5 protein-coding genes are annotated in these 23,461 nt (G+C 64.2%); all 5 read left to right on the forward strand.

Features of this window, described 5'->3' with window-relative positions:
* Positions 1–360 precede the first annotated feature (360 nt).
* The 5 genes from NE357_RS11590 to NE357_RS11610 are packed head-to-tail and all read left to right on the forward strand — an operon-like array spanning position 361 to position 23,456.
* Entirely contained in the window at positions 361–9,369 is a 9,009-nt protein-coding gene (locus tag NE357_RS11590; RefSeq protein WP_169429962.1) for a non-ribosomal peptide synthetase, read from the forward strand.
* Positions 9,366–13,478, forward strand: a complete 4,113-nt coding sequence (locus NE357_RS11595) for a non-ribosomal peptide synthetase (protein WP_169429963.1) — start codon at positions 9,366–9,368, stop codon at positions 13,476–13,478. Before NE357_RS11590 ends, NE357_RS11595 begins: the two co-directional genes overlap by 4 nt.
* On the forward strand, positions 13,475–22,573 hold the full coding sequence (locus tag NE357_RS11600) for a non-ribosomal peptide synthetase (protein WP_169429964.1): 9,099 nt from the start codon (positions 13,475–13,477) through the stop codon (positions 22,571–22,573). The genes NE357_RS11595 and NE357_RS11600 overlap by 4 nt, the downstream gene beginning before the upstream one ends.
* The gene (locus tag NE357_RS11605) at positions 22,570–23,253 is read left to right on the forward strand and encodes a hypothetical protein (RefSeq protein WP_249314394.1); all 684 of its coding nucleotides are present in this window, start codon (positions 22,570–22,572) and stop codon (positions 23,251–23,253) included. Before NE357_RS11600 ends, NE357_RS11605 begins: the two co-directional genes overlap by 4 nt.
* Positions 23,250–23,456, forward strand: coding sequence for an MbtH family protein (locus NE357_RS11610; RefSeq protein ID WP_119429213.1), 207 nt, complete (start codon positions 23,250–23,252; stop codon positions 23,454–23,456). Before NE357_RS11605 ends, NE357_RS11610 begins: the two co-directional genes overlap by 4 nt.
* Positions 23,457–23,461: the final 5 nt, after the last annotated feature.

A 23,461-nucleotide genomic window follows, 5' to 3' on the forward strand; every position in this document is an offset into this window, starting at 1 on the left:
TGGCGCTGTCATCCACCGCGCAGGTTGTTCCTCGTCGTTGACCCTCAAATGGAAGTCGAGGTTTCAATTGATCACGCGGTTTGCAATCGACGATGCAATGGACAGGGCGACGGATGTCGTCAACGATTCTGTCATCTCCCCAGCTGCCTGCGCGGACCGCGCCGCGGTGTTCTTCGCCAGCCTTTCTCCCCCCGGTTTCCTGTGTGTGCCGGTGTGCGACGCAAGTCTGCACGCGCGTGCCGCGCCATCTTCCTGAATTCGAATGACCGAACCGGTACCTGATACCGGGGCCTGACTGGCAGGGTGCGTGCTGTCCCTGCCTGATCACAAAAACAATGTAGTCATGGACGGTAGCCTCCGATGCTCGACAACACTTCCTTGCGTGGGACGAATCCCGCGCAGCCCGACGTTTCATCCTCGATTCCGTTCGACACCGATCTGTGTGTGCACGGTCTGTTTGAAGCGCAGGTGCTGCGCAACCCCGAGGCCATTGCCGTGCGTTGGCAGGAAGAGGCGCTCAATTACCGCGATCTCAACACCCGCGCCAACCGCTTGGCCCATCACCTGCGCAGCCTCGGCGTCGGGCCGGACGTGCGGGTCGGGCTGTGTCTGGAGCGTTCGCTGGAGATGCTGGTCGGTGTGCTCGCGGTGCTCAAGGCCGGTGGCGCCTATGTGCCGCTGGACCCGGCGTATCCGCAGGCGCGGCTGGCGCACATGCTGTCCGACAGCGCGCCGCCGGTGGTGCTGAGCCATGGTCTGGCGCGCGATGTGTTGCGGGCGGCGCTCGAACAGTCGGCGACCGTACCGACGGTGCTGGATCTGGCCGAGGCCCATGACTGGGCTTCGTGCTCGGCAGACAACCCCGCCCCTCAGGCGATCGGCCTGACACCCCGTCACCTGGCCTACGTGATCTACACCTCCGGCTCCACCGGCACGCCGAAAGGGGTCATGGTCGAGCATCGCGGACTGGTCGCCGTGAGCGTCGACTGGGCCCGGCTTTACGAGTTGGGCGAGCCGATCAACCACCTGCAAATGGCCGGTTTTTCCTTCGACGTGTTCAGCGCCGACCTGATTCGTGCGCTGGGGTTTGGCGGCACGCTGGTGCTGTGCCCCCGGGACACTTTGATGGACCCGCCGGCCCTGTATCGCCTGATGCGGGACGCTCAGATAGGCTTTGCCGACTTCGTTCCGGCGTTGCTCAATCCCTTGCTGGCCTGGGTCGAAGAGACCGGCCAGGATTTGTCGTTCCTGCGCACCGTGGTCTGCGGCTCCGACATCTGGACCGCCCACAGCGCACGGCAATTGCGCAGGCTCTGTGGTGAGCGGGTGCAGATCGTCCAGGCCTATGGCGTGACCGAAGCGAGCATTGACAGCACCTGTTTCGAATTCACCGAAAGCGGTCAGGTCGACTCGGTGTTGCCCATTGGCCGGGCACTGCCCAACACCCGGATTTACCTGCTCGACGAGCAAGGCGAGCCCGTTGCCGAAGGTGTCGCGGGCGAGTTGTACATCGGTGGCGTCGGGGTGGCGCGGGGATATCTGAACCTGCCGCAACTCACTGCCGAACGCTTCATCGACAACCCGTTCGTGGCGGGGGAGCGCTTGTATCGAACCGGGGATCTGGCGCGTTACCGGGCCGACGGCCAACTGGAGTTCCTCGGCCGCAACGACTCCCAGGCCAAGTTGCGCGGGCTGCGTCTGGAACTGGGGGAAATCGAAACCCGGCTGGCGGACATTGCCGGCGTGCGTGAAAGCGCGGTGCTGCTGCGTCAGGACGGCCTCGGTGGACCTCGACTGGTCGCGTATTACTGCGAAAAACCAGGCGCGACTTTGAGCCCGCGCGCACTGCGAGAACAACTGCAAACCAGCCTGCCGGATTACATGGTGCCGACGGCATTTGTGCGTCTGGATGCGCTGCCGCTGACCCCCAACGGCAAGGTCGATCGCCCGAATCTGCCTGCTCCGAATGTCGAGGCATTCGATCAGCAGCAATACCAGGCGCCACAGGGCCCGCTGGAAACCGCGCTCGCCGCGATCTGGGCCGATGTGCTCGGCGTCGAGCGGGTCGGGCGTCAGGATCAGTTCTTCGCCCTCGGCGGTCACTCGCTGCTGGTGATGCGCGTGCTGGCGCAGGTTCGCCATACGCTGAAGCTTGAAGTCGCGCCTTCGACGCTGTTCGCCGCGCCGGTGCTGGCAGCGTTCGCCGAACGGCTGCAAGCCAGTCAGGCGGCGGCTCGTCCAGCCATCACAACCCTTGAACGCTCGGGCGCGCAAACGTTGTCGTCTGCTCAGCAGCGCCTGTGGTTTCTGGCGCAAATGGAGGGTGGCAACGCGGCGTATCACATGCCGTTGAACCTGCGTTTGCGCGGTTCGCTGGACGTGGCGGCGCTAGAACGCAGCTTCAATCAACTGGTGGCACGCCATGCAGCGCTGCGCACCACGTTCATCGCCGTTGAAGGGGAAGGGCGTCAACGGGTTTCGCCGCCGGCGCACAGCATCCGGCTGACGGTGACTGACGTGCAGGGGCACGATGCGCAAGAGCGCCTGAGCCGGTTGATCGACGAGGAAGGTGCCAGACCGTTTGACCTGAGCCGCGGCCCGTTGATGCGCGTCAGTCTGGTGCGGCTGGCGGCGGATGACCATGTGTTGCTGCTGACCCAGCATCACATCATCTCCGATGGCTGGTCGATGGGCGTGCTGACCCGGGAACTGGGGCAGCTGTACGAAGCGGCGTTGCTGGATCGCGACGATCCGCTACCGCCATTGCCCGTGCAGTACGTGGATTACGCCGTGTGGCAGAAACAATGGCTGTCCGGCGACGTGCTGGAGCAGCAAAGCCGTTACTGGCGCGAAACCCTGATGGGCGCGCCGGTTCTGCTGGAACTGCCGACCGATCACAAGCGTCCACCCGTGCAGGATTACCTCGGCGGTTTTGTCCCGCTGGTCTTCGACGCCGTCCTGACCGCACGCCTGAAAGCCTTGGGCATGCAGCAAGGCACCACGCTGTTCATGAATCTGCTGGCCGGTTTTTCGCTGCTGCTGTCGCGCCTGTCGGGGCAAAGTGACGTGGTGATCGGCGTGCCATCGGCTAACCGTCCGCAGCAGGAACTGGAAGGGCTGATCGGTTTCTTCGTCAACACCCTCGCGCTGCGCATGACTCAGTCGGGTATGCCTTCGGTGGCGCAATGGCTGCAACAGGCGCGGCGAGTGGCGCTGGAGGCTCAGGAGCATCAGGACCTGCCGTTCGAGCAAGTGGTGGAATTGCTCAACCCGCCGCGCAGTCTGTCCCACAGTCCGCTGTTTCAAGTGTTGTTTGCCTGGGAGCAGGATCAGGATTCCGACCTGCTGCTGAGCGGGCTCGACGTTACGCCGGTCGAGAGCAGCCATCACGTGGCCAAGTTCGATCTGCAACTGGCGCTCAGTGAGCGCGACGGGCAGATCGTCGGTGGTCTGGAATACGCCTCGGGCCTGTTCGAACGCGGTACCGTCGAGCAGTTCGGCGAGTACCTGCGCCGGGTGCTGGCGCAGATGGTCGAGGACAGCCAACAGTCGCTGGCGAGGATCACGCTGCTGAGCACTGAGCAACACCAAGAGATCGTTCATGACTGGAACCGTACCGAGCGGGATACCGCGTCGTTGCCCGGATGCGTGGCGCGTTTCGAATCCCTTGCTCGGCAATCGCCCGACGCCGTGGCGCTGCTCGCGGACCGTGAGCAACTGAGCTACGGCGAACTGAATCGCGCAGCCAACCGCCTCGCGCATTACCTGATCGAGCAAGGCGTCGGCCCCGAGCATCGCGTCGGTTTGTGCCTGGAGCGTTCGCCGCAAATGGTCATCGGCCTGTTGGCGATTCTCAAGGCTGGCGCGGCGTACGTGCCGTTCGACCCGGCTTACCCGAGTGAACGCCTGGCGTTCATGTTCAGCGATGCCGCGCCGACCATGCTGCTGACCCAGTCGAGCCTGTTGGCCGGGCTGCCGGCCAACGAGGCGAAAATCTGCTGCCTGGACACTGACGCAGCGCAATGGGCGCAACACCCAACGGATGATCCGCAGGTCCCGGTGAGCCCGGAAAGCCTCGGCTACGTGCTCTACACCTCCGGCTCCACCGGACGCCCCAAAGGCGTGGCCCACAACCATCGTGCGCTGGATAACCTGATTGCCTGGCAACTCGATCAATCGACGACACCACTGCGCGTGCTGCAATTTGCCTCGCTGAACTTCGACGTCTCGTTCCAGGAAATCTGCAGCACCCTCTGCCAGGGCGGCAGCCTGTTGCTGATGACCGAAGACAGCCGCAAGGACCTCGCCGCGCTGCGCCCGACCCTGGTGGCCGAAGGCGTGCAGCGGGCATTCCTGCCGTTTGCGGTGTTGCAGCAACTCGCCGGTCTGACCGAGGTCGGTGCCCCGATGCCGGCCGGTGGTTGCGAGATCATCACCGCCGGTGAAGCCCTGCAGATCAATGACGAGCTGCGCGGGTTTGTCCGCGGGCTCGGCGGTGCGCGGTTGCATAACCAATACGGTCCGACCGAAACCCATGTGGTCAGCCAGTTCAGCCTTGACTGCAACGAGGCCGAATCCTGGCCGGACGCGCCGCCCATCGGCCGTCCCATCGCCAACGCGCGGCTCTACGTGCTGGACGAGCATCTGAATCCGGTGCCGGTCGGCGTGGCGGGTGAGTTGTACATCGCTGGCGCCTGTCTGGCCCGGGGGTACCTGAACCGCCCGGACCTGACCGCCGAACGCTTCCTGCCGGACCCGTTCAGTGCCGAGCCGGGCGCGCGGATGTACCGCAGCGGCGACCTCGCGAAATTCCAGGCCGACGGCAACGTGCAGTACCTGGGACGCATCGACCAACAGGTCAAACTGCGCGGTTTCCGCATCGAACTCGGCGAGATCGACAGCCTGTTGCATCAACAACCCGGCGTGCAGGAAGCCGCCGTGCTGCTGCGTGAAGACGTGGTCGGGGACAAGCGCCTGGTGGCCTATGTGGTCGGCTCCGCGACCAGCGAATCCCTGCGTGCCGAACTGCAACGCCAGTTACCCGAACACATGATCCCGAGCGCCTGGGTCCGGCTCTCGCAATTGCCGCTGACCCGCAACGGCAAGCTCGATCGCCAGGCGCTGCCGGCACCGGAACGCAGCGCCGGGGCGACTTACGAGGCGCCGCGCAACGACACCGAACGGCAAATGGCCGAGATCTGGGCCGAAGTGCTCAAGTGCGAGCGGGTCGGCATTCACGACAACTTCTTCGACCTCGGCGGCCACTCGCTGCTGGCTACACGGATGATCTACGCGATCAACCAGCGCATGGGCGCGCAACTGTCCCTGAGCAGCCTGTTCCAGACGCCGGTGTTGCTGGATCTGGCGGCGCAGGTGTTGCGTGATGATCAAAGTGTTGAACCGGCGTTCATCCAGATCGAGCCGGATCGCGGCAATCGGCATGAACCATTCCCCCTGACCGATATCCAGCAGGCCTACTGGTTCGGTCGCGAAGCTACGGTCAGCCTCGGCGGCGTCAGCGCCCACGGCTACGAAGAACTGCGCATTCCCGGGTTCGACGCCGAACGTTTCGAACAAGCCTTGAATCGCATGATCCAGCGCCACGACATGCTGCGCGTGGTGTTCCTCAGCGACGGCACCCAACAGGTGCTGGCGCAGGTGCCGACCTATCGCATGCCCCGCAGCGACCTGCGCGGGTTGCCCGCCGAAGAGGCGCAACGCACCCTTGAGGCAACCCGCGAACGCCAGTCCCATCAGGTGCTGGACGCCAGTCGCTGGCCGCTGTTCGAGTTCAGCCTGTCGTTGCTTGATGACGGCATCACTCATTTGCACATCAGCCTCGATGCGCTGATTGTCGACGCTGCGAGCACGCAGATTCTCGCCCGCGAACTGATGGCGTTCTACGCCGATCCGACCCTGGAGTTGGCGGAACCGGGCCTGACTTTCCGCGACTACGTGCTGGCCGAACAGCAACTGCGCAACGGCGGCCGCTACGAGCAGGCGCTGGGTTACTGGCGCGAACGAGTGACTACTCTGGCCCCCGCGCCGGATCTTCCGCTGGTGCGCCAACCCGAAAGCATCGCCAACCCGCACTTCACCCGCCGTGACCGCGACATGTCGGCGGCGCAGTGGGCGCAACTCAAAGCCGTGGCCAAACAGTTTGCGGTGACGCCGTCGGTGATGCTTCTGACCGCGTTCAGTGAAGTGCTGGCGCTGTGGAGCCGCACCCCGCGTTTCACCCTGAGCCTGCCGCTGTTCAACCGCATGCCGTTGCACCCGGATGTCGACGAAATCATCGGCGACTTCACCTCGCTGGTACTGCTGGAAGTCGGCATCGACGGTTCACAGAGCTTCACCGACAAGGCCCGAGCGGTGCAGGCGCAACTGTGGCGTGACATCGACCATTCGGTGGTCAGCGGGGTGCGGGTACTGCGCGAATTGTCCCAGGCCCAGGGCGTGCAGCAGACGGCGATGCCGATCGTGTTCAACAGTACGCTGTCGGAAGCGGCGCCGGAACTGGCTGAATTCAACCTGGCCGACGCGTTGAACGCCCGGCACATGCACAGCATCACCCAGACCCCGCAGGTGTGGCTCGACCACACGTTGCTGGAGCTGGAAGGGCGCCTGTTGTTCAACTGGGACAGCATCGACGAGCTGTTCCCGCAAGGCATGATCGAGCAAATGTTCGTCGCCTATAACACGCTGCTCGACAGTCTCTGCGAGCCGACAGCCTGGGGCGCGAACACCCCACAACTGCTGCCGCAGGCGCGGTTGCCGGCGCCGGTCGACCATCAGCAAACGCTGCCGTTGATGCACGAACTGTTCGAACGTCAGGCCCTCGCCACGCCGGATGCACTGGCGGTGATCGGCACGCGACAGCTGACGTACGCCCAGTTGCGCAAAGAGGCCCGGCAACTCGGCGCCCGACTGCAAGCGCAGGGCGTACTGCCGAACCGCTTGGTCGCGGTGGTGATGGAGCGCGGTTGGGAGCAAGTGGTCGCGACCCTGGCGATTCTGTATGCCGGTGGCGCTTATCTGCCCATCGAGCCCACCCAGCCGGCGGAGCGGCTGCGGCATATTCTGGAACGGGCGGAGGCGGGTCTGGCCCTGACCCAACCGGTGCTGCTCGACAAGATCGAATGGCCGGCACAGGTCACGGCCATCGCGGTGACCGATGAAATCTCAAACGATGGACTGCCACTGCAACCGGTGCAGGTGAACGAAAGCGACCTCGCTTACGTGATCTACACCTCCGGCTCCACCGGCCAGCCGAAAGGCGTGGTGATCGACCATCGCGGAGCGGTCAACACGCTGCTCGACATCAACCGGCGCTTTGCCGTCGGCCCGAACGACCGCGTATTGGCGATCTCCTCGCTGAGTTTCGACCTGTCGGTCTACGACTTCTTCGGCACGTTGGCGGTGGGCGCGGCAGTGGTCATCCTCGACCCGCAACTGACCCTCGATCCTGCGCACTGGCTGGCGTTGATCGAACGTCATCGGGTCAGCCTGTGGAACTCGGTGCCGGCGCTGCTCGGCATGCTGGTCGAATACGTGGAGGGCGAGGGCGGTGCGTTGCCTGTCAGCCTGCGGGTAGCGATGTTGTCCGGCGACTGGATTCCATTGACCTTGCCCGAGCGGGCCTGGGCCTTGCAGCCGGACTTGCAGTTGATCAGCCTGGGCGGCGCCACCGAAGCGTCGATCTGGTCGATCTGCTATCCGGTGCAGCACGTCGACCCGGCGTGGCGCAGCATTCCCTACGGCAAGGCTCTCGATCATCAGCGCTTCTACGTGTTGGACGAAGCACTGCAAGTGCGACCAGCCTGGGTCGCGGGGCAGTTGTACATCGGCGGCATCGGTCTGGCGAAAGGTTACTGGCGCGATGAAACACTCAGCGCGGGCAGCTTTTTTGACCATCCATTGACCGGCGAACGGCTGTATCGCACCGGTGACCTGGGGCGTTTGCTGCCGGACGGCAATATCGAATTCCTCGGCCGCGAAGACAATCAGGTCAAGGTTCAGGGTTATCGCATCGAGCTGGGCGAAATCGAAGCCGCGCTCAACCGCCATCCCGGGGTACAGAGCGCGGTGGTGCGGATTTTGGGCAGCACGCTGGGCGAAAAGCGTCTGGCAGGCTACGTGCTCAAGGCCGACCCGGCGTTGCAGGCCAGCGATTTCAGCGCGTACCTGAGCGACAAGCTACCGGCCTACATGATTCCGGCGTCGTTCACGTTCGTCGAGGCGTGGCCGTTGTCGTCCAACGGCAAGGTCGACAAGAAGCGTCTGCCGGAACCGGAGCAAATCGAGGAGCAAGGACCGGCGCTGGAAGTCGAAGGCCCGCAGGAACAGCGGCTGGTGGAAATCGTGCAGGGTGTGCTCAAGCGCGAATCCATCGCCGCCAACGCCAACCTGCTGAACCTTGGCGCAACATCTATCGATATCGTCCGGATCAGCAATGCATTGTCCGGCGCCTTGCAGTTCCGTCCGCACGTGGCACAACTGCTGGCCCAGCCGACGTTGCTGCATCTGCTTGGCATGTACCGCCAGAACCGGGCGCGGCAGGATCTGCTCGGCAATGTTCAGCAGGTTCCGGAGCCCGTGCAGGACATCATCGAAGATCCACAGCAACGGGCGCAGTTCAAGGCTCAGCAACGCGGTCGCCGCGCGTTCGCGGAAACCCTGCCGGCGCTGGCGCTGGACCTGCCGCAAGATCCGGCCTTTGTCCGGCGTCTGAGCGATTACCGCTCGGTGCGCCAATACGCTCTGCAACCGATCGCCACCCAGGCCTTTGCGCACGTACTGGCGGCGCTGGCCCAGGGGCAACTCGACGGAGAGGTGAAGTACCAGTTCCCGTCGGCGGGCGGGCTGTACCCGATTCAGGCGTACCTCTACATCAAAGCGGATCGCGTGCTCGGCGTACCCGGTGGCGCGTATTACTACGATCCCCGTCAGCACCGTTTGCTGGCGCTCCAGAGCGGAGCGCTCGACCCGGACACTTACGACTATTTCGTCAACCGTCCGGTGTACGAGAACGCTGCGTTCTCGCTGTTCTTCATCGCCGACATGGCCGCGATCCGCCCGCTGTATGGCGAGCGCAGCCGCGACTTCTGCCACATCGAAAGCGGGGCCATGGCGCAGTTGCTGAGCATGACCGCCGTCGAGCACGGCCTGGGTCTGTGCGGCATCGGCTCGGTCGAGGAACAGCAACTGAAGACGCTGTTCGACCTCGGGCCGGACCATGAATTGATCTACTCGATGATCGGCGGGCTGCGTACGGCCGATGAACAACACCGCGCGCCGGTCGAGGCGTTTGCCATCGAGCCTGCGTCCGCCAGCCTGGACGACGAAGACATGGAGGAGTTCGAAGTATGAATGCCGATCAATTGCTGGCGTTGTTCGCTCGCCATGGCGTGATGCTCGAAGTGGACGGTGACAGGCTGCGCTGCAAGGCGCCGCGCGGGTTTCTCACCGAAGAACTGACCCAGGCGCTCAAGCGTCACAAACAGGAACTGATCGCCTTGCTCGGCAGGCACGATGACGCGGTGATTCCCCGCCGCGCCGGCGAGCACGCATCCTGGCCGTTGTCATTCTCGCAGCGGCAATTGTGGTTTCTCGATCAACTGGAACCCGGCAACCCGTTCTACAACGTGCCCACGGCGGTGATGCTCAAGGGACGGCTGGACGTGGCGCTGCTGGAGCGGGCGCTCAACGAATTGGTTGCCCGCCATGAAGTCCTGCGCACGACGTTTTGCAGCGTGGACGGAGAACCGCGTCAGGTGGTGCACCCGTCGATGCCGCTGTCGTTGTCGGTAACGGATCTGCGCCAGTTGTCAGTCGATGAGCGTGGGCAACAAGTGCGATTCGCCGTCGAACAGGACGCCCGGGCACCGTTCGACCTGGCCACCGGGCCGTTGCTTCGCGCGTCGTTACTGCGCCTGGCCGACGACGAATACCTGTGGCTGTACAGCGTGCACCACATCATCGCCGACGGCTGGTCGATGGGCGTGATCCTGCATGAAGTCGCGACGCTGTATGGCGATTATCTGCGCGGAGAAGCGCCGACCCTGGCGCCGTTGCCGGTGCAATACGCCGACTACGCCTGCTGGCAGCAACAGCGAATGGGCGGTGCGGTGCTGGACGCTCAGCTCGATTACTGGCGTCTGACCCTGGAAGACGCGCCGCTGTTGTCGACCTTGCCCGCCGACCGGCCGCGGCCGCTGGTGCAGCGTTATGTCGGCGCCACGTTCAGTTCCTCCGTCGATGGCGACACTTTGCGTGAACTCACGGCGCTGGCCCGGCAAACTCAGGGCACGCTGTTCAACGTACTGCTCGGCGCTTTGGCGGTGCTGCTGTGGCGCCACAGCGGTCAGCAGGATCTGTGCATCGGCACACCGTTCGCCAACCGTAATCGTCCGGAAGTCGAGCCGCTGATCGGCCATTTCGTCAACACGCTGGTGCTGCGCCAGCGCCTGAATCCACAACAGACCTTCGCCGAATTGCTGCGCGAAGTACGCGGGCAGATGCTCGACGTCCACGCCCATCAGGACGTGCCGTTCGACCGCGTGGTCGAAGCTGTCAACCCGCAGCGCGATCCCGGTCATTCGCCGTTGTTCCAGGTGATGCTGGTGTTGCAGAACACGCCGGGCAACGCGGTGCAGATGCCCGGTCTGGAAATGGCGCCGTATGGCACCAGCAATGCCACGGCCAAGTTCGATCTGGCGTTCGAGTGGGTCGAACGGGAAGGGCGGCTGTCCCTGTTGGTGGAATACAACACCGACCTCTATGACGTCGAGACCATCGAACGCCTGAGCGGGCACTACCGCCATCTGCTTGAGCAGATCGCCGCTGATGCCAAGCAACCGATCAATGCCTTGCCGTTGATGAATGAGGCCGAGCGTCAGCAAGTGCTTGTGGACTTCAACCGCGCCGCGCCGCTGACGCAAGCGGCGCCCTGTGTGCATCAACTGGTCGAAGCGCAGGCCGCGAGCAACCCTCAGGCCTGCGCGGTGGTGTTCGAGGGTGAGTCCCTGAGCTACGCCGAACTCAATGCCCGGGCCAACCGACTGGCGCGGCATTTGCGCACCTTGGGCGTCGGCCCGGATGTAAGCGTGGCGGTGTGTATCGAGCGTTCGCTGGAGTTGCCGGTGGCGCTGCTGGCGGTGCTCAAGGCCGGCGGCGCCTACGTGCCGCTGGATCCGGATTACCCGCTGGGACGCCTGAGCCATATGCTCGGCGACAGCACACCGGCGGTGCTGCTGACCCTCGGTTCGGCGCACGGGATTTTGCGGCAGGCCGTGCAAGACTCGACCTGGGAAGCGCCGATTCTCGACCTCGAAAAAGATGCCGCGAGCTGGGCGTCGTTGCCGGCGGACAACCTAGATCCGCGCAGTGTGGGTGTCACCCCTGACCATCTCGCCTACGTGATCTACACCTCGGGCACCACCGGTTTGCCCAAGGGTGCGATGGTGGCCCACCGTGGGCTGAGCAACCTGCTGTTGTGGTGCTCGCAGGTCTGCGGTGAAGCGGGAGCGATGCTGCACAAGATCCCGTTCGGTTTCGATGCTTCGGCGTGGGAGACGTTCTGGCCGCTGGCAACCGGCGGAAGGCTGGTGATTGCGAAGCCCGGTGGGCATTACGAGCCGGCGTATCTGGCCCGCGAGGTGCGCGCGCAGAAGGTCACGGCGCTGGTGTTCGTGCCGGCGATGTTGCAGCTGTTTCTGGAGGTCGAGGAGGTCAGTCAGTGCGCTTCGCTGACCGATGTGTTCAGCGGCGGCGGTGAACTGCCGCCGGCCCTGGCCCGGCGCTTTCAGGAGCGCCTGCCCCATGCGCGGCTGCACAACGTCTACGGCCCGACCGAAACCACGGTGATCAACAGCATCTGGACCCTGGAGCCCGGCGCCGAGGTGCCGGCCCGGCAACTGCCGATCGGTCGGCCGATTTCCAACAACCGTTTTTACGTGCTCGATGACCGCGATGAGCCGGTGCCGGTGGGCGTGACCGGGCATCTGCACATTGGCGGCGTGGGCGTGGCCCGGGGGTATCTGGGGCTGGCGCAGCTCAGCGCCGAGCGCTTTATCGACAACCCGTTTGTCGCGGGAGACCGGCTCTATCGCAGCGGCGATCTGGCGCGTTATCGCCCGGACGGTCAACTGGAATTTCTGGGTCGCAACGACTTTCAGGTCAAGTTGCGCGGTGTGCGCCTGGAGCTGGGCGAGATTGAAGCCCGGCTCGAAGCGTTTCCCGGTATCCGCAGCGCCGTGGTGTTGATGGTCGGCGAAGCGGCGCAGGATCAGCGACTGGTGGCCTGTTGTGTGGTCGCCGAATCGATGGACCAGGCGGCGGTACAAGCCCATCTGGCGACGACGCTGCCCCGTGCGGTCGTTCCCGGCAGTTATCTGTGGCTCGACGCCTTGCCGCTGACCGCCAATGGCAAGGTCGACCGTGCCGCGCTGACAGCGCTGGCGGACGAGGAAATGGTCAATCGTCAGGTCAATCTGAGCAGCCCGCGCGATCACATTGAACTGACGCTGTACCAGATCTGGAAACGCCTGTTGCTGGTGCCGCAGATCGGCATCCGCGACAACTTCTTCAATGTTGGCGGTACCTCCATCGCCGCGATCAAGATGGCCCATGAAATCAGCCAGGTGTTCGCGGTTGAAATGCCGGTGCGCGTGGTGCTCAGCTACCCGACCATCGAGGCGCTGGGCGGTTGGCTGCGGGTCGGGGCCAACCCTGCGGTTGCGCAGGGCAATCTGATCGAGTTCCGTCGAGGTGAGGGGTACAGCAACGTGGTGTGCATCCACCCGGCGGGCGGCACGGCGTTCTGTTACCTGTCGCTGGCCAAGGTGTTGCCGGATGAAGCCGGCGTCTACGGGGTGCAATCGCCGGGGCTGAATCCGGGGGAAAGCACCGAGCCAACGGTAGAAGCAATGGCCGAAGCCTACTTGCGCCAGATCGAACCGCTGACACGGCAACCGCTGATCCTCACCGGGCTGTCGTTCGGTGGTCTGGTGGCCTATGAAATGGCGCGGCGATTGACGGCGGCGGGGCATCGTCAGGTGACGGTGGTGCTGCTCGACACCCAGGGCAGCGACGATCCGGGTTTCCGCGAGCAGATCGGCACCGTGGACATGGCCGAGTTCCGCGACAAACTGGTGCGCTTCAATGGCATGTACCCCGGCATTGAAGACGAGCAGGTCGAACGCTACTTCAACATCTACAACCACAACCGACTGGCCATGGCCGCTTATGAGTGCGCGCCGCGAGCCGGGCGTGTTGTGCTGATTCAGGCACGGGAAGACTTCAGCCGCCATCAGTTGCATGAACTGCGCGGATTCTGGCGTCGACGCGCGGGTAGCGGCTATCTGGCGAAACTGGTCAGCGGCGGGCACTGGGACATGCTCGAAAGCGCGGAAATCCATCGGGTTTCGCAGATCATCCGTCGGGAGCTGCAACGCTTCACCGCGCAGGAGGCGAAATGATGAGTGCGTCCAATGACCTGACTTTGCTCGCACGCTTTGCCGAGCAAGTGCAGCGTGATCCGAAGGCTGCGGCTGTCATCGACGGATCGGTAACCCTGAGTTACACGGAACTGGCCAGCGCCAGCGAGCGCATCGCCCGAGGGTTGCTGGCGCGTGGCATTGAGCCCGGCCAGTCGCTGGCGTTGTGCATGCCGCGTTCATGGCAATGGCTGGCGGCGATCCTTGGCGCGCTGAAAGTCGGCGCGGTGGTGGTGCCGCTGGATCGGGCCAGCCCGCGTAAACGCCGCGAATTGATGTTGGCAGATGCGGCGTGTGTCGGCCTTGTTACCTTGGGCGAAGAGCCGCTGTGGTCGTCTTCATTGTGGCAAACCCGTGTCGAGGATTTGCTCGATCAACCGGATGCTCCGCCGCAAACACTGGCCGAAGATTGTGCCGAGGTGATGTTCCTGTTCTACACCTCGGGCACCACCGGCATGCCGAAAGCAGTCGAGGTCGGCGAGCGCGGCTTGCTGCGTCTGGCGCACACCGATGGTTATATCGAGATTCGTCCGGCGGACCGGTTTGCCTGCCTGTCCAATCCGGCGTTCGACGCGTGCAGTTTCGAGCTGTGGGCGCCGCTGCTCAATGGCGGCTGCTGCGTGATGATCGCCGACGAGGACGTGTTGGATGCGCGTCGGCTGGCCGAGGTGCTGGAACGGACGCAGGTCGACAACCTGTTCATGACGGTGTCGCTGTTCAACACCTTGATCGCCGAATGGCCGTCGTGCTTTGCCAGCGTGCGTCAGGTGCTGATCGGCGGCGAGCAGATCAGCGCCGCAGCCGTGCGTGCGTGGTACCGGGCCAACCCCGAGAGCCGCTGCCGGATCTTCAATGTCTATGGGCCCACCGAATGCACCACGTTTGCCCTGTGCTGGCCGATCAGTCGCGACTTTGTCGGCGACTCGGTGCCCATTGGCCGACCGCTGCCGGACACTGGCGTGCAGGTGTTGGACGAGCAGCAACGGCCGGTACCGGCGGGCGAAGTGGGCGAACTGTATTTGAGCGGCAGCGGTGTCGCCCGTGGCTATCGCAACCGGCCCGAAGAAACCGCCCGTCAGTTCGTCCGTTTGCCCGACTTCGACGGTGGCGCGTCGGTGCATTACCGCACCGGTGATCTGGTGCGGCGCAACGCCGAAGGCTTGATCGAGTACCTGGGGCGGGTCGACCGGCAGGTGAAGATCCGTGGTTTCCGGATCGAGCCGGGGGAGGTGGAGCAACGGATGCTGGAGCATCCGGGCGTGGCGCAGGTGTACGTCTGCACCCGGCGTCAGGCGGCGGAGGATCATCAACTGCTGGCATTCATCGTGCCTCGCGGGAACCTCGACTATCACGCACTCGAAACCCATCTGCGGGCGCAACTGGCGTCGTATATGCGCCCGCATCAACTGTTCCTGCTGGAGCGTCTGCCGCTGACGGCCAATGGCAAGATCGATCGCGACAGCTTGCTGGCCCAACCGCTGAATCCGTGGCATCCAGTCTTGGCGACGATGGAAAACGACAACGCTTCGCCGGCGCTGGACTGGTTGTTGGGTCAGGCCCGTTCGCTGCTCGGCCAACCGTCCCTCAGTGCCCAGGATGACTGGCTGGGCAGCGGCGGTGATTCGCTCAAGGCCATGCGCCTGCGTTCGGCGATCCGTGTTCGCTGGCAGCGCGAGATCGCGCTCGACACGTTGCTCAACGAGTCGTTCTTGTCGTTGGCCGAGCAACTGACCGGTGAAACGAACTGCGAGTCGATCTACCCACCTGCACCTCCGATCAGTCGCGCAAAACGCTTGCCAGCCACCGCCGAACAGCGCCGCCTGTGGCTGTTGCAGCAACGTTCGCCGACCTCGACCGCTTACAGCGTGCCGCTGATTCTGCATCTGGCGGCAGGTGTCGATGTCGCGGCACTGGCCGAGGCCGTGGGGCGTCTGGTGCTACGACATCCGGGGTTGCGCACGGCTTTTGCAACCGGTGGTGATGGACTCGATCAGGTAATCGCCGAGCAGGGTCCGGTCTGTCGAACCTTCGCGGTCGGGCATTTCAACGAGGACAACTGGCAGGCCTTCGCCGAGCTGGTGTTCGCCGCGCCGTTCGACCTGACCACCCCCAACCTGTTTCAGGCCTGGCTGTTGCCGTTCGCCGATGGCCGCTGCCGGCTGTTGCTGAACCTGCATCACATCATCGTCGATGGCTGGTCGGTGAACCTGCTGTTCGCCGACCTGAATCAGCTTTACACCGATGTCCTGCAAGGCTGTGACAGCCCGCAACCGGCGGGCCGATTGACGACGCTGGAGTTTGGCCAGTGGCAGCGCCAGTGGAGCGTCGATCCGCATTATCGCGACCAGCGCCGGGCCTTGGCCGAGTTGCACCGCCGCCAGGAAGAACCGTCGCCCGCACTGATGCCAATGCGCGAAATCAGCCCGGACGCCCGGTTGCACCGAGAACCCTTGGGCACCCTGCGCAGCGCTGCCCTCGAACGCTTTTGCACGCAACAGCGACTGACCCGTTTCGAAGTGCTGTTCAGTGTCTTCGCCTGGAGCCTGTACGCCCTGACCGGATGCGAGCGGCCACGGATCGCCAGCCCGGTGTCCAACCGGCCGCTGGCGGAGTTCGAAGACACGGTCGGCATGTTTGCCAACACTGTGCTGATCCCCACCGCCGTCGAACAGGCATTGACCCTGAGCGAGCAGATGCGCAAGCAGACCGCCACCGTGCGCGAAGTGCTGGCGTTGCAGGACGTGGCACTGGCGGATCTGGTGGAAGACCTGCGACTGTCGTCGAGCCCCTTGCTGTTCGATTTCATGTTCGTGCTGGAAAACACTGATTACGCGGCACTGGCGGAATCGAGCCTGCGCGCCACGCTGGAATTCAACGAACTCTTGCACGCCAAGTGCCCGCTGACCTTGCTGATGGTGGGCAGTGGTTCGCAGCTGGAGTGCTGGTGGGAATATCAGTGCAGCTATTTCGATGCCGAACAGGTACGGGCGGTGAACGCACTGTTTCGCCGAGGCCTTGACCTGCTGTTGGAAACCCCGGCGGCGAACCTCAACGATTTGCTGGGGCCGTATCGACGCAGCCTGCCACCGGCCAGCGAGGGCCCTCGGATCGCGTTGCCGTTCAACACACTGGCGGACGGGTTCGAGCATCAGGTGCATTGCACGCCGGAGGCGGTGGCGCTGGTTCAAGGCCAGCAGCGCCTCACCTACAGCGAACTGAATGCGCTGGCCAATGCTCTGGCGGCAAATCTGATCGCGCGTCATCCGTTGCCGGCCGCAAGCGCGCCGCTGCATGTGGTGCTGTTCCTCGATGCCTCGGTGGAACATATCGTTGCCTTGCTGGCGCTGGCCAAACTCAACCTGACTGCCGTGCCGCTGGATCCCGCTTATCCGGTGGCGATCCAGCGTCAGGTGCTGGAACAGGCGCAACCGCATTGTGTGCTGTTCAGCGATGCGACCGAAGCGGCGCTGGATGAGCTGAACGCGGGGCGATTCGCCATGCACCGTGTTGACCTGCGCGCCGATGCAGGGACATTCGAGCGTCCACGCCACGCTGGTGAGCGGCCGCTGTACACGCTGTTCACCTCTGGCTCGACCGGCACACCGAAAGGGGTACAAGTGTCGGAACGGACCCTGTGCAATCTGCTGCAATGGCAGCGCACCGAGGGGCAGTTGCCGGCGAAAGCGGTGACCTTGCAATTCTCCATGCTGTCGTTTGATGTGTCGTTTCAGGAGATTTTCAGCACCCTGTGTGGCGGCGGTTGTTATCACCTGATCACACCGCGCTGGCGTCAGGATGCCGAGGCGTTGCTGGGCTATATGGTCGAGGTTCGGGTCGAGCGCCTGTTCCTGCCGTACGTGGCGTTGCAGTATCTGGCGCAAACCGCTGTGGCTCGCGGAATCTACCCGTCGGCATTGCGCGAAGTGATCACCGCCGGGGAACAGCTGCTTTGTACCGAGGCATTGCGCAACTGGTTCGGCGGCATGCCGCAAGCTTCATTGTTCAATCACTACGGCCCGACCGAAACCCACGTGGTCAGCGCCTTGCGCCTGCCGCCCGTGGCGCGGGACTGGCCGTTGCGCGCGCCGATCGGCCATGCCGTCGGCAGCGCCCGATTGCTGCTGGTCGATGAACACGATCGCCCGGTGCCGGTCGGCAGTCGCGGCTATCTGCTGGTGGCCGGACCGATGGTTGCCCGTTGCTACCTGGCTGATCCTGCGCTGAACGCTACGCGGTTTATCGAGCTGGCAGACGGCTGTTTGTATTACCGCACCGGCGATCTGGCGTGGGCCGACGCTCACGGCTGTCTGCATTACCTGGGACGTGACGACCAGCAGATCAAACTCAGCGGTCATCGTCTGGAACTGGGGCAGATCGAGGCGGCGCTGATGCAGGTGCCTGAGGTGGTCAGCGCGGTGGTGGCGGTTCAGGCTGAGCCACCGCGACTGACAGCGTGGCTGCAACTCGAAGGCGAGCCTGCGACCTCGCAACTGCTGGATCGTCAGGTCGCGCGGCTGCTGCCGGCCCATGTGCGGATCGATGAATATCGGCGGATCGATGTCTGGCCACGCACCCCCAGCGGCAAGATCGACCGCAAGGCCTTGCCGGCTCTGGGCGAGGCGCTGGAACGGCGCAGCACGCCCCGGCCGGTCGTGCAATTGACCGCACTGGAACGGCAACTGAGCGAGTTGTTCCAGGCCGTGATCGGCCGCGACATCGAGCCGGAGCAGACCTTCTTCGAGGCCGGCGCCACCAGCCTCGGCCTGATGCGTTTGCATGGCCGTTACGCCGAAGAGCTGCCGCACAAGGTGACGATGGCCGATCTGTTCGAACACGTCACGATTCGGCGCCTGGCGGCGCATCTGTCGACAGCGCCGGTGGCAGCGGCGGAGCGCGTAAGGCAAACCGATTCAGGTTACCAGCCGATGGCAATCATCGGCATGTCGGTCAATGTGGCCGGGGCGCGGAACCTGTCCGAGTTCTGGGCGATGGTGCAAGGCAATGGGCTGGGCATCGAGCACTTTACCGCCGAAGAAGGTCTGGTCGGCGCCCGCAGCCAACTGGCCGGCATGCTCGACTTCGATCCCGAGTACTTCGGCATCAGCCGCCAGGAAGCGCGCCTGATGGACCCGCAACAGCGGCATCTACTCATGGGCTGTGTGCAGGCCCTGCAACACGCGGCCATCGTCCCGTCGGCGGATGGCCCGCGCATCGGCCTGATCGCCAGTTGCGGCGAAACCACGTACTTCCAGCAGATGCTGCACGACACCGCGCAAGGCGATCTGCCGGACGGTTTCCAGATGGCGCTGCATCACGACAAGGACTTTCTGGCGACCAAGGCGGCGTATCACCTGGACCTCAATGGCCCGGCCCTGAGTGTGCAGGCGGCGTGCGGCAGCTCGCTGATCGCGGTACACCTGGCCAGTTCGATGCTGCGTCAGGGCGACAGTGACGTGATGCTCGCGGCGGGTGTGCTGATCGACCCGACCCTGACCGATGGCTATCGTCACCGTTCGCAGCACATCTTTTCCGCCGATGGTTTGTGCCGCCCGTTCAGCGATGATGCCAGCGGGACCATCGGCGCCAGTGGTTATGGCGTGGTGGTGCTCAAGCCATTGGCCAGGGCGCGGGCCGATGGTGACCGGATCTATGCGTTGCTCGAAGGCTCGGCACTGAACAACGATGGCCGGGCCAAGATGAGTTACACCGCGCCGTCGGTGGCCGGGCAAAGCGCGGTCATCCGCGATGCCTTGAACCGGGCCGGGTTGACCGGTGCCGACATCGGCTACATCGAGGCCCACGGCACCGGCACCTTGTTGGGGGACCCGATCGAAGTCGCGGCGCTGACCCAGGCCTTCGGCGATGCGCCGGCCGGCCATTGCGCATTGGCTTCGGTGAAGAGCCAGATCGGCCACTTGGGCGCGGCGGCGGGGGTGGTCGGGCTGATTCGCGCCAGTCTCGCGGTATTCCACGGCGTGCTGCCACCGAACCTCGGGTTTGGCCGGATCAATCCGCAGATCGATCTGGAGCATTCGCCGTTCTACGTGCCCACCACGTCCAGGCCATGGCCGCAAGGACGGCGACGTCTGGCGGGTGTCAGCAGCTTCGGGATCGGAGGGACTAATGCCCATGTGATTGTCGGCGCCGCACCGACGGTGCAGGAAACAGCCGAGGAAACGCTGCCACTGTTGATGGTTTCGGCCCAAAGCCGATCTGAATTGCTGCGCGATATCGCGGCGATTCGCGAACACCTGCAAGCGCATCCGGAGCAGCGCACCGCGTTGCTGCGGCACTTGCAGTCAGGTCGACGCCAATTGCGCTGGCGCTTTGCGATGGTTTGCCAGCCGGGTGACGACATTCCTTTGCAGCCGACAACGGTCAAGGAAATCACCACGCCGGGTGTACAACTGATCGCCCGTGATCATTCACCGCAGGCATTGCTGGAGGCCTGGTACGAAGGCGCCCATATCCACTGGCCGCAGCGCTCGGCACCGCCACCCTGGGACTTGCCGCCAGCGTCGTTCGATCTTCAGACCTATCGCTTTCAACCCACTGCCGAAATCGTTGCCCCCGTTTCGGCAGATATCGAGCGCCAACCGCTGGCGCAGTGGTTTCACCAGCGGCAGTGGATGCGTGCCCAACGCCTGAACGCAAAGACACTGAGCGGCGCACGAGAAACGGTCATCCTTTGCAGTCATGAAGTGCCCGGCGCGGCATTGCTGGAACATCTGCGAACGGTTTATCGACGTGTGGTTCAAGTGCGCGCGGGCAATGGCTTCAAGCAACTCGGTGCGGACCGTTTCGAGCTGGATCCGCTGGATACCGAAGCCCTGAGCCGATTACTCGGTGAAGTGGCCGAAGCGTCCCTCGGCGAGCTCGACTGGCTGCACACCTTGCCGCTGGCTGTGTCAGGCGCGGTCAACGAGCAGTCGCTGGATCTGGCGCAGTGGGCCTGTCTGGACACGATCAGCGCGCTGATGCAGGCCTGGGGGCACATCGCACGCACGACACGCCTGCGGTTGTGGTTGATGTCGTGGCAGGCGTGTCCGGTGGACGGCGAAGTACGGCGTCCCGAGCTGGCGGCACTGGCCGGGGTCTGCGAAGTGGTGCCCCAGGAATACCCGGTGCGTTGCCACTGGCTGGACTGGCCGTCGCCGCACCTTGATAGTCAGGCCGAGGAACTGGCGGCGCTGCTTGGTGATGCGGCCGAGTTGCCTCGGCGGATGGCGGTGCGCGACGGTTACCTGTGGCAGCCACGGTTGATCGCTCACCCATTACCGGGCCCGACCACGACGCCCAGCCTGTTGCCGGAGGACGGCACGTTTCTGGTGCTGGGCGGCACCGGCGGGATCGGTCGCACCCTGTGCGAACACCTGCTGCAAGCGCCTGGGCGGCGTGTGGTGTTGCTCTCGCGTCAGGGACAGTTGCCTGCAACTCTCACGGCTTATGCGCCGCGAATCGACTGTGTTCAGGCGGACATCGCTGACCTGTCGCGCTGGCCGCAGGTACTCGATCAACTGGCCCGACGCTACGGTTGCCTGAGCGGGGTGATCCACGCAGCAGGTGTCGGTGCAGGCGGTCTGATTCGCCATCGCGACGCCCGGCAGATGGCCGAGGCGATGGCTGCCAAGACTCGCGGCATGCTCGCGGTCGAAAGCCTGATCGAACAGCTTTCGCCGGGTTTCGTCCTGTACTGCTCATCTATGTCGGCGCTGTTCGGCGGCGCGGGGCATCTGGATTACTCAGCGGCCAGCGGTGTACTCGACGGCTTCGCGCACTACCGTCCGGACACGGCCAATGCTTGCCTGCGTCTGGGGATCAACTGGGACATCTGGCGCGACATCGGCATGGCCACGACCCACAATGGCGGGGACGCTGCGCATCAGGAGCATCTGACGGTCGGCTTGTCGGCCGAAGAGGGGGGGCGGGTGTTCGATCTGGCGATGGCGACGCAATTGCCGCAATTGCTGGTTTCCACCACCGGTATCGACACGGCGCGGCGCTTCTATCCGGTTCGCCATGGCGTCGTGGCCGCGGCGGTTGCAGTGCCCCAAGGCGTGGATCTTTCCGTGCGCTTGCGTGAGTGCCTGTGCAAATGGCTCGGTGTGACGGATCTGGAAGACGATGATTCGCTGTACGACCTGGGTGCTGATTCGCTGACGTTGCTGGACCTGATCGACGAGCTGCAAGCGGCCACGGGTGAGGTGTTTCAGTTGTCGCAGTTCAGCCACAAGGTCAGTCTGAGCGAGGTGTTGGGGCTGGTGGCAGATTCCACGGCAGAGGCTTCAGCGCACGCGCCGCACGACTGGAACGACGCGGTGCGGGTCGATCAGTGGCATGCCGGCGTCGGCCGCGACTGGCTGTACCTGATTCACCCGGTGGGCGGAGATGTTCAGGCCTATCGGGAACTGGTTTCAGCGCTGCCTGCAGATCTGGGGGTGTGCGTGATTGCGGACCCTGCGTTGCGTCTGCCGGCGCTACCGAACATCAGCATTGTCGAGCGGGCCCGGTGGTATCTGCAGGCGATCAAGGCCCACCTCCCGGACGGTTGCGCCTGGCGCCTGGCGGGCTGGTCGTTCGGGGCCTGGGTGGCGCAGGCGCTGTGTCAGCAGGCGCAGGCTGAAGGCTTCAGGCAACCGCTGCTGTACCTGATCGACCCGCCCGCACCGGATGCCGGAGCGGAACTGGCCGGTATCGACGAGCGGACCATCGAGCAGGTGTTCCAGCGAGAGTTCGCCCAGCGCTGGCCCGACGTCGAAGGGCAGGCGATGTCCGAAGACCGTCAGGCTTACCTGCAACGGCTGACGGTGTGCTGTCGCAACAACATGAGCAGCATGGTCGACTTCCAGCCGCCAGCATTGGCGGCTACACCGGTGCGGATGTTTATCGCCGGACGCGCCAACCCCTATGGTCTGGGCGATGCCTGGAGTCTGGACGACCTGCAACGCCACTGGCGGGCACTGCTCCCGCAGTTGCAGAGCTGGCAACGGCTGGACACCGATCACTACGGCATCGTGGCGGGGCACTGGGCGCGGATGCTGGCCGAGGTGATCGGCGCGCAGGAGGCGTCGATATGAAGGAAATGATTTCGATGCCTGACTGGTTGCCTGCCTTGTCGCAGGTGCTGTGCGACGGCCAGCCCGAGGTCTTGTGCAAGCGGATTTGCAGGCTCGACGAAATGCCGTCGCTTCGGCTGATTCATCGTTGGCAAGCCGAGGTGGTTCTGCCGGTGCTGTGCGAGGCGCTGTCGGAGCATCGGCCAGCGCTGCTCGCTTTGCAAAGCCTGCATCATCGGGCGGCACTTGGCGTGGGCGCACGCCTGGGCGAGTGGCGCGCCACGCTCAAACCGGTTTTGCTGGCGCTGTATCGACGGGCCTATGCCTACGACGCGGCATACGCCCAGGCCCATGCCAGCGCGATGACTTACGGTCTCGCGCCGAGCAACACCGCCATGATCGCCGAGCACTTCGGCGATGCCGAGGCGTTCGCAGCGTATTACGCGCAATTGAATACCGAGGCCAGTGCCACGGCGTTCGCCCAGGCTCATGCCGCCGCCAATGCTGAAATCTCCGCCCGGGCCTTTGCGGCTGACGATGCTGACACGTACGCGCAGGTCTGCGGTACGTCGGTGCGGGTGTTTGTCTGGGCTTGCGCTCAGACCGACGAGCAGCGGCGTGCGCTGTTCCACCAGTTTGCCGAAGGGTTGGTCGTGCATCTGACAACCCTGCAATCCCGTTCAACAGGAGAGACGACATGAATGACGCACAGCAGCAATTCGATGTGGTGATCAACGCTCAGGGTCAGTATTCCCTGTGGCCGGCGGGCAAGCCGATGGCCAGCGGCTGGAACGCGGCCGGGATGCGTGGCGAACGTCAGGTCTGTCTGGATTACATCAACGAGCACTGGATTGACATGCGCCCGCGTTCTCTGCGCGAGCAGTCATCGGTGTCGTTCCAATAAAAAGG

This window comes from Pseudomonas sp. G7(2022), assembly GCF_052660475.1.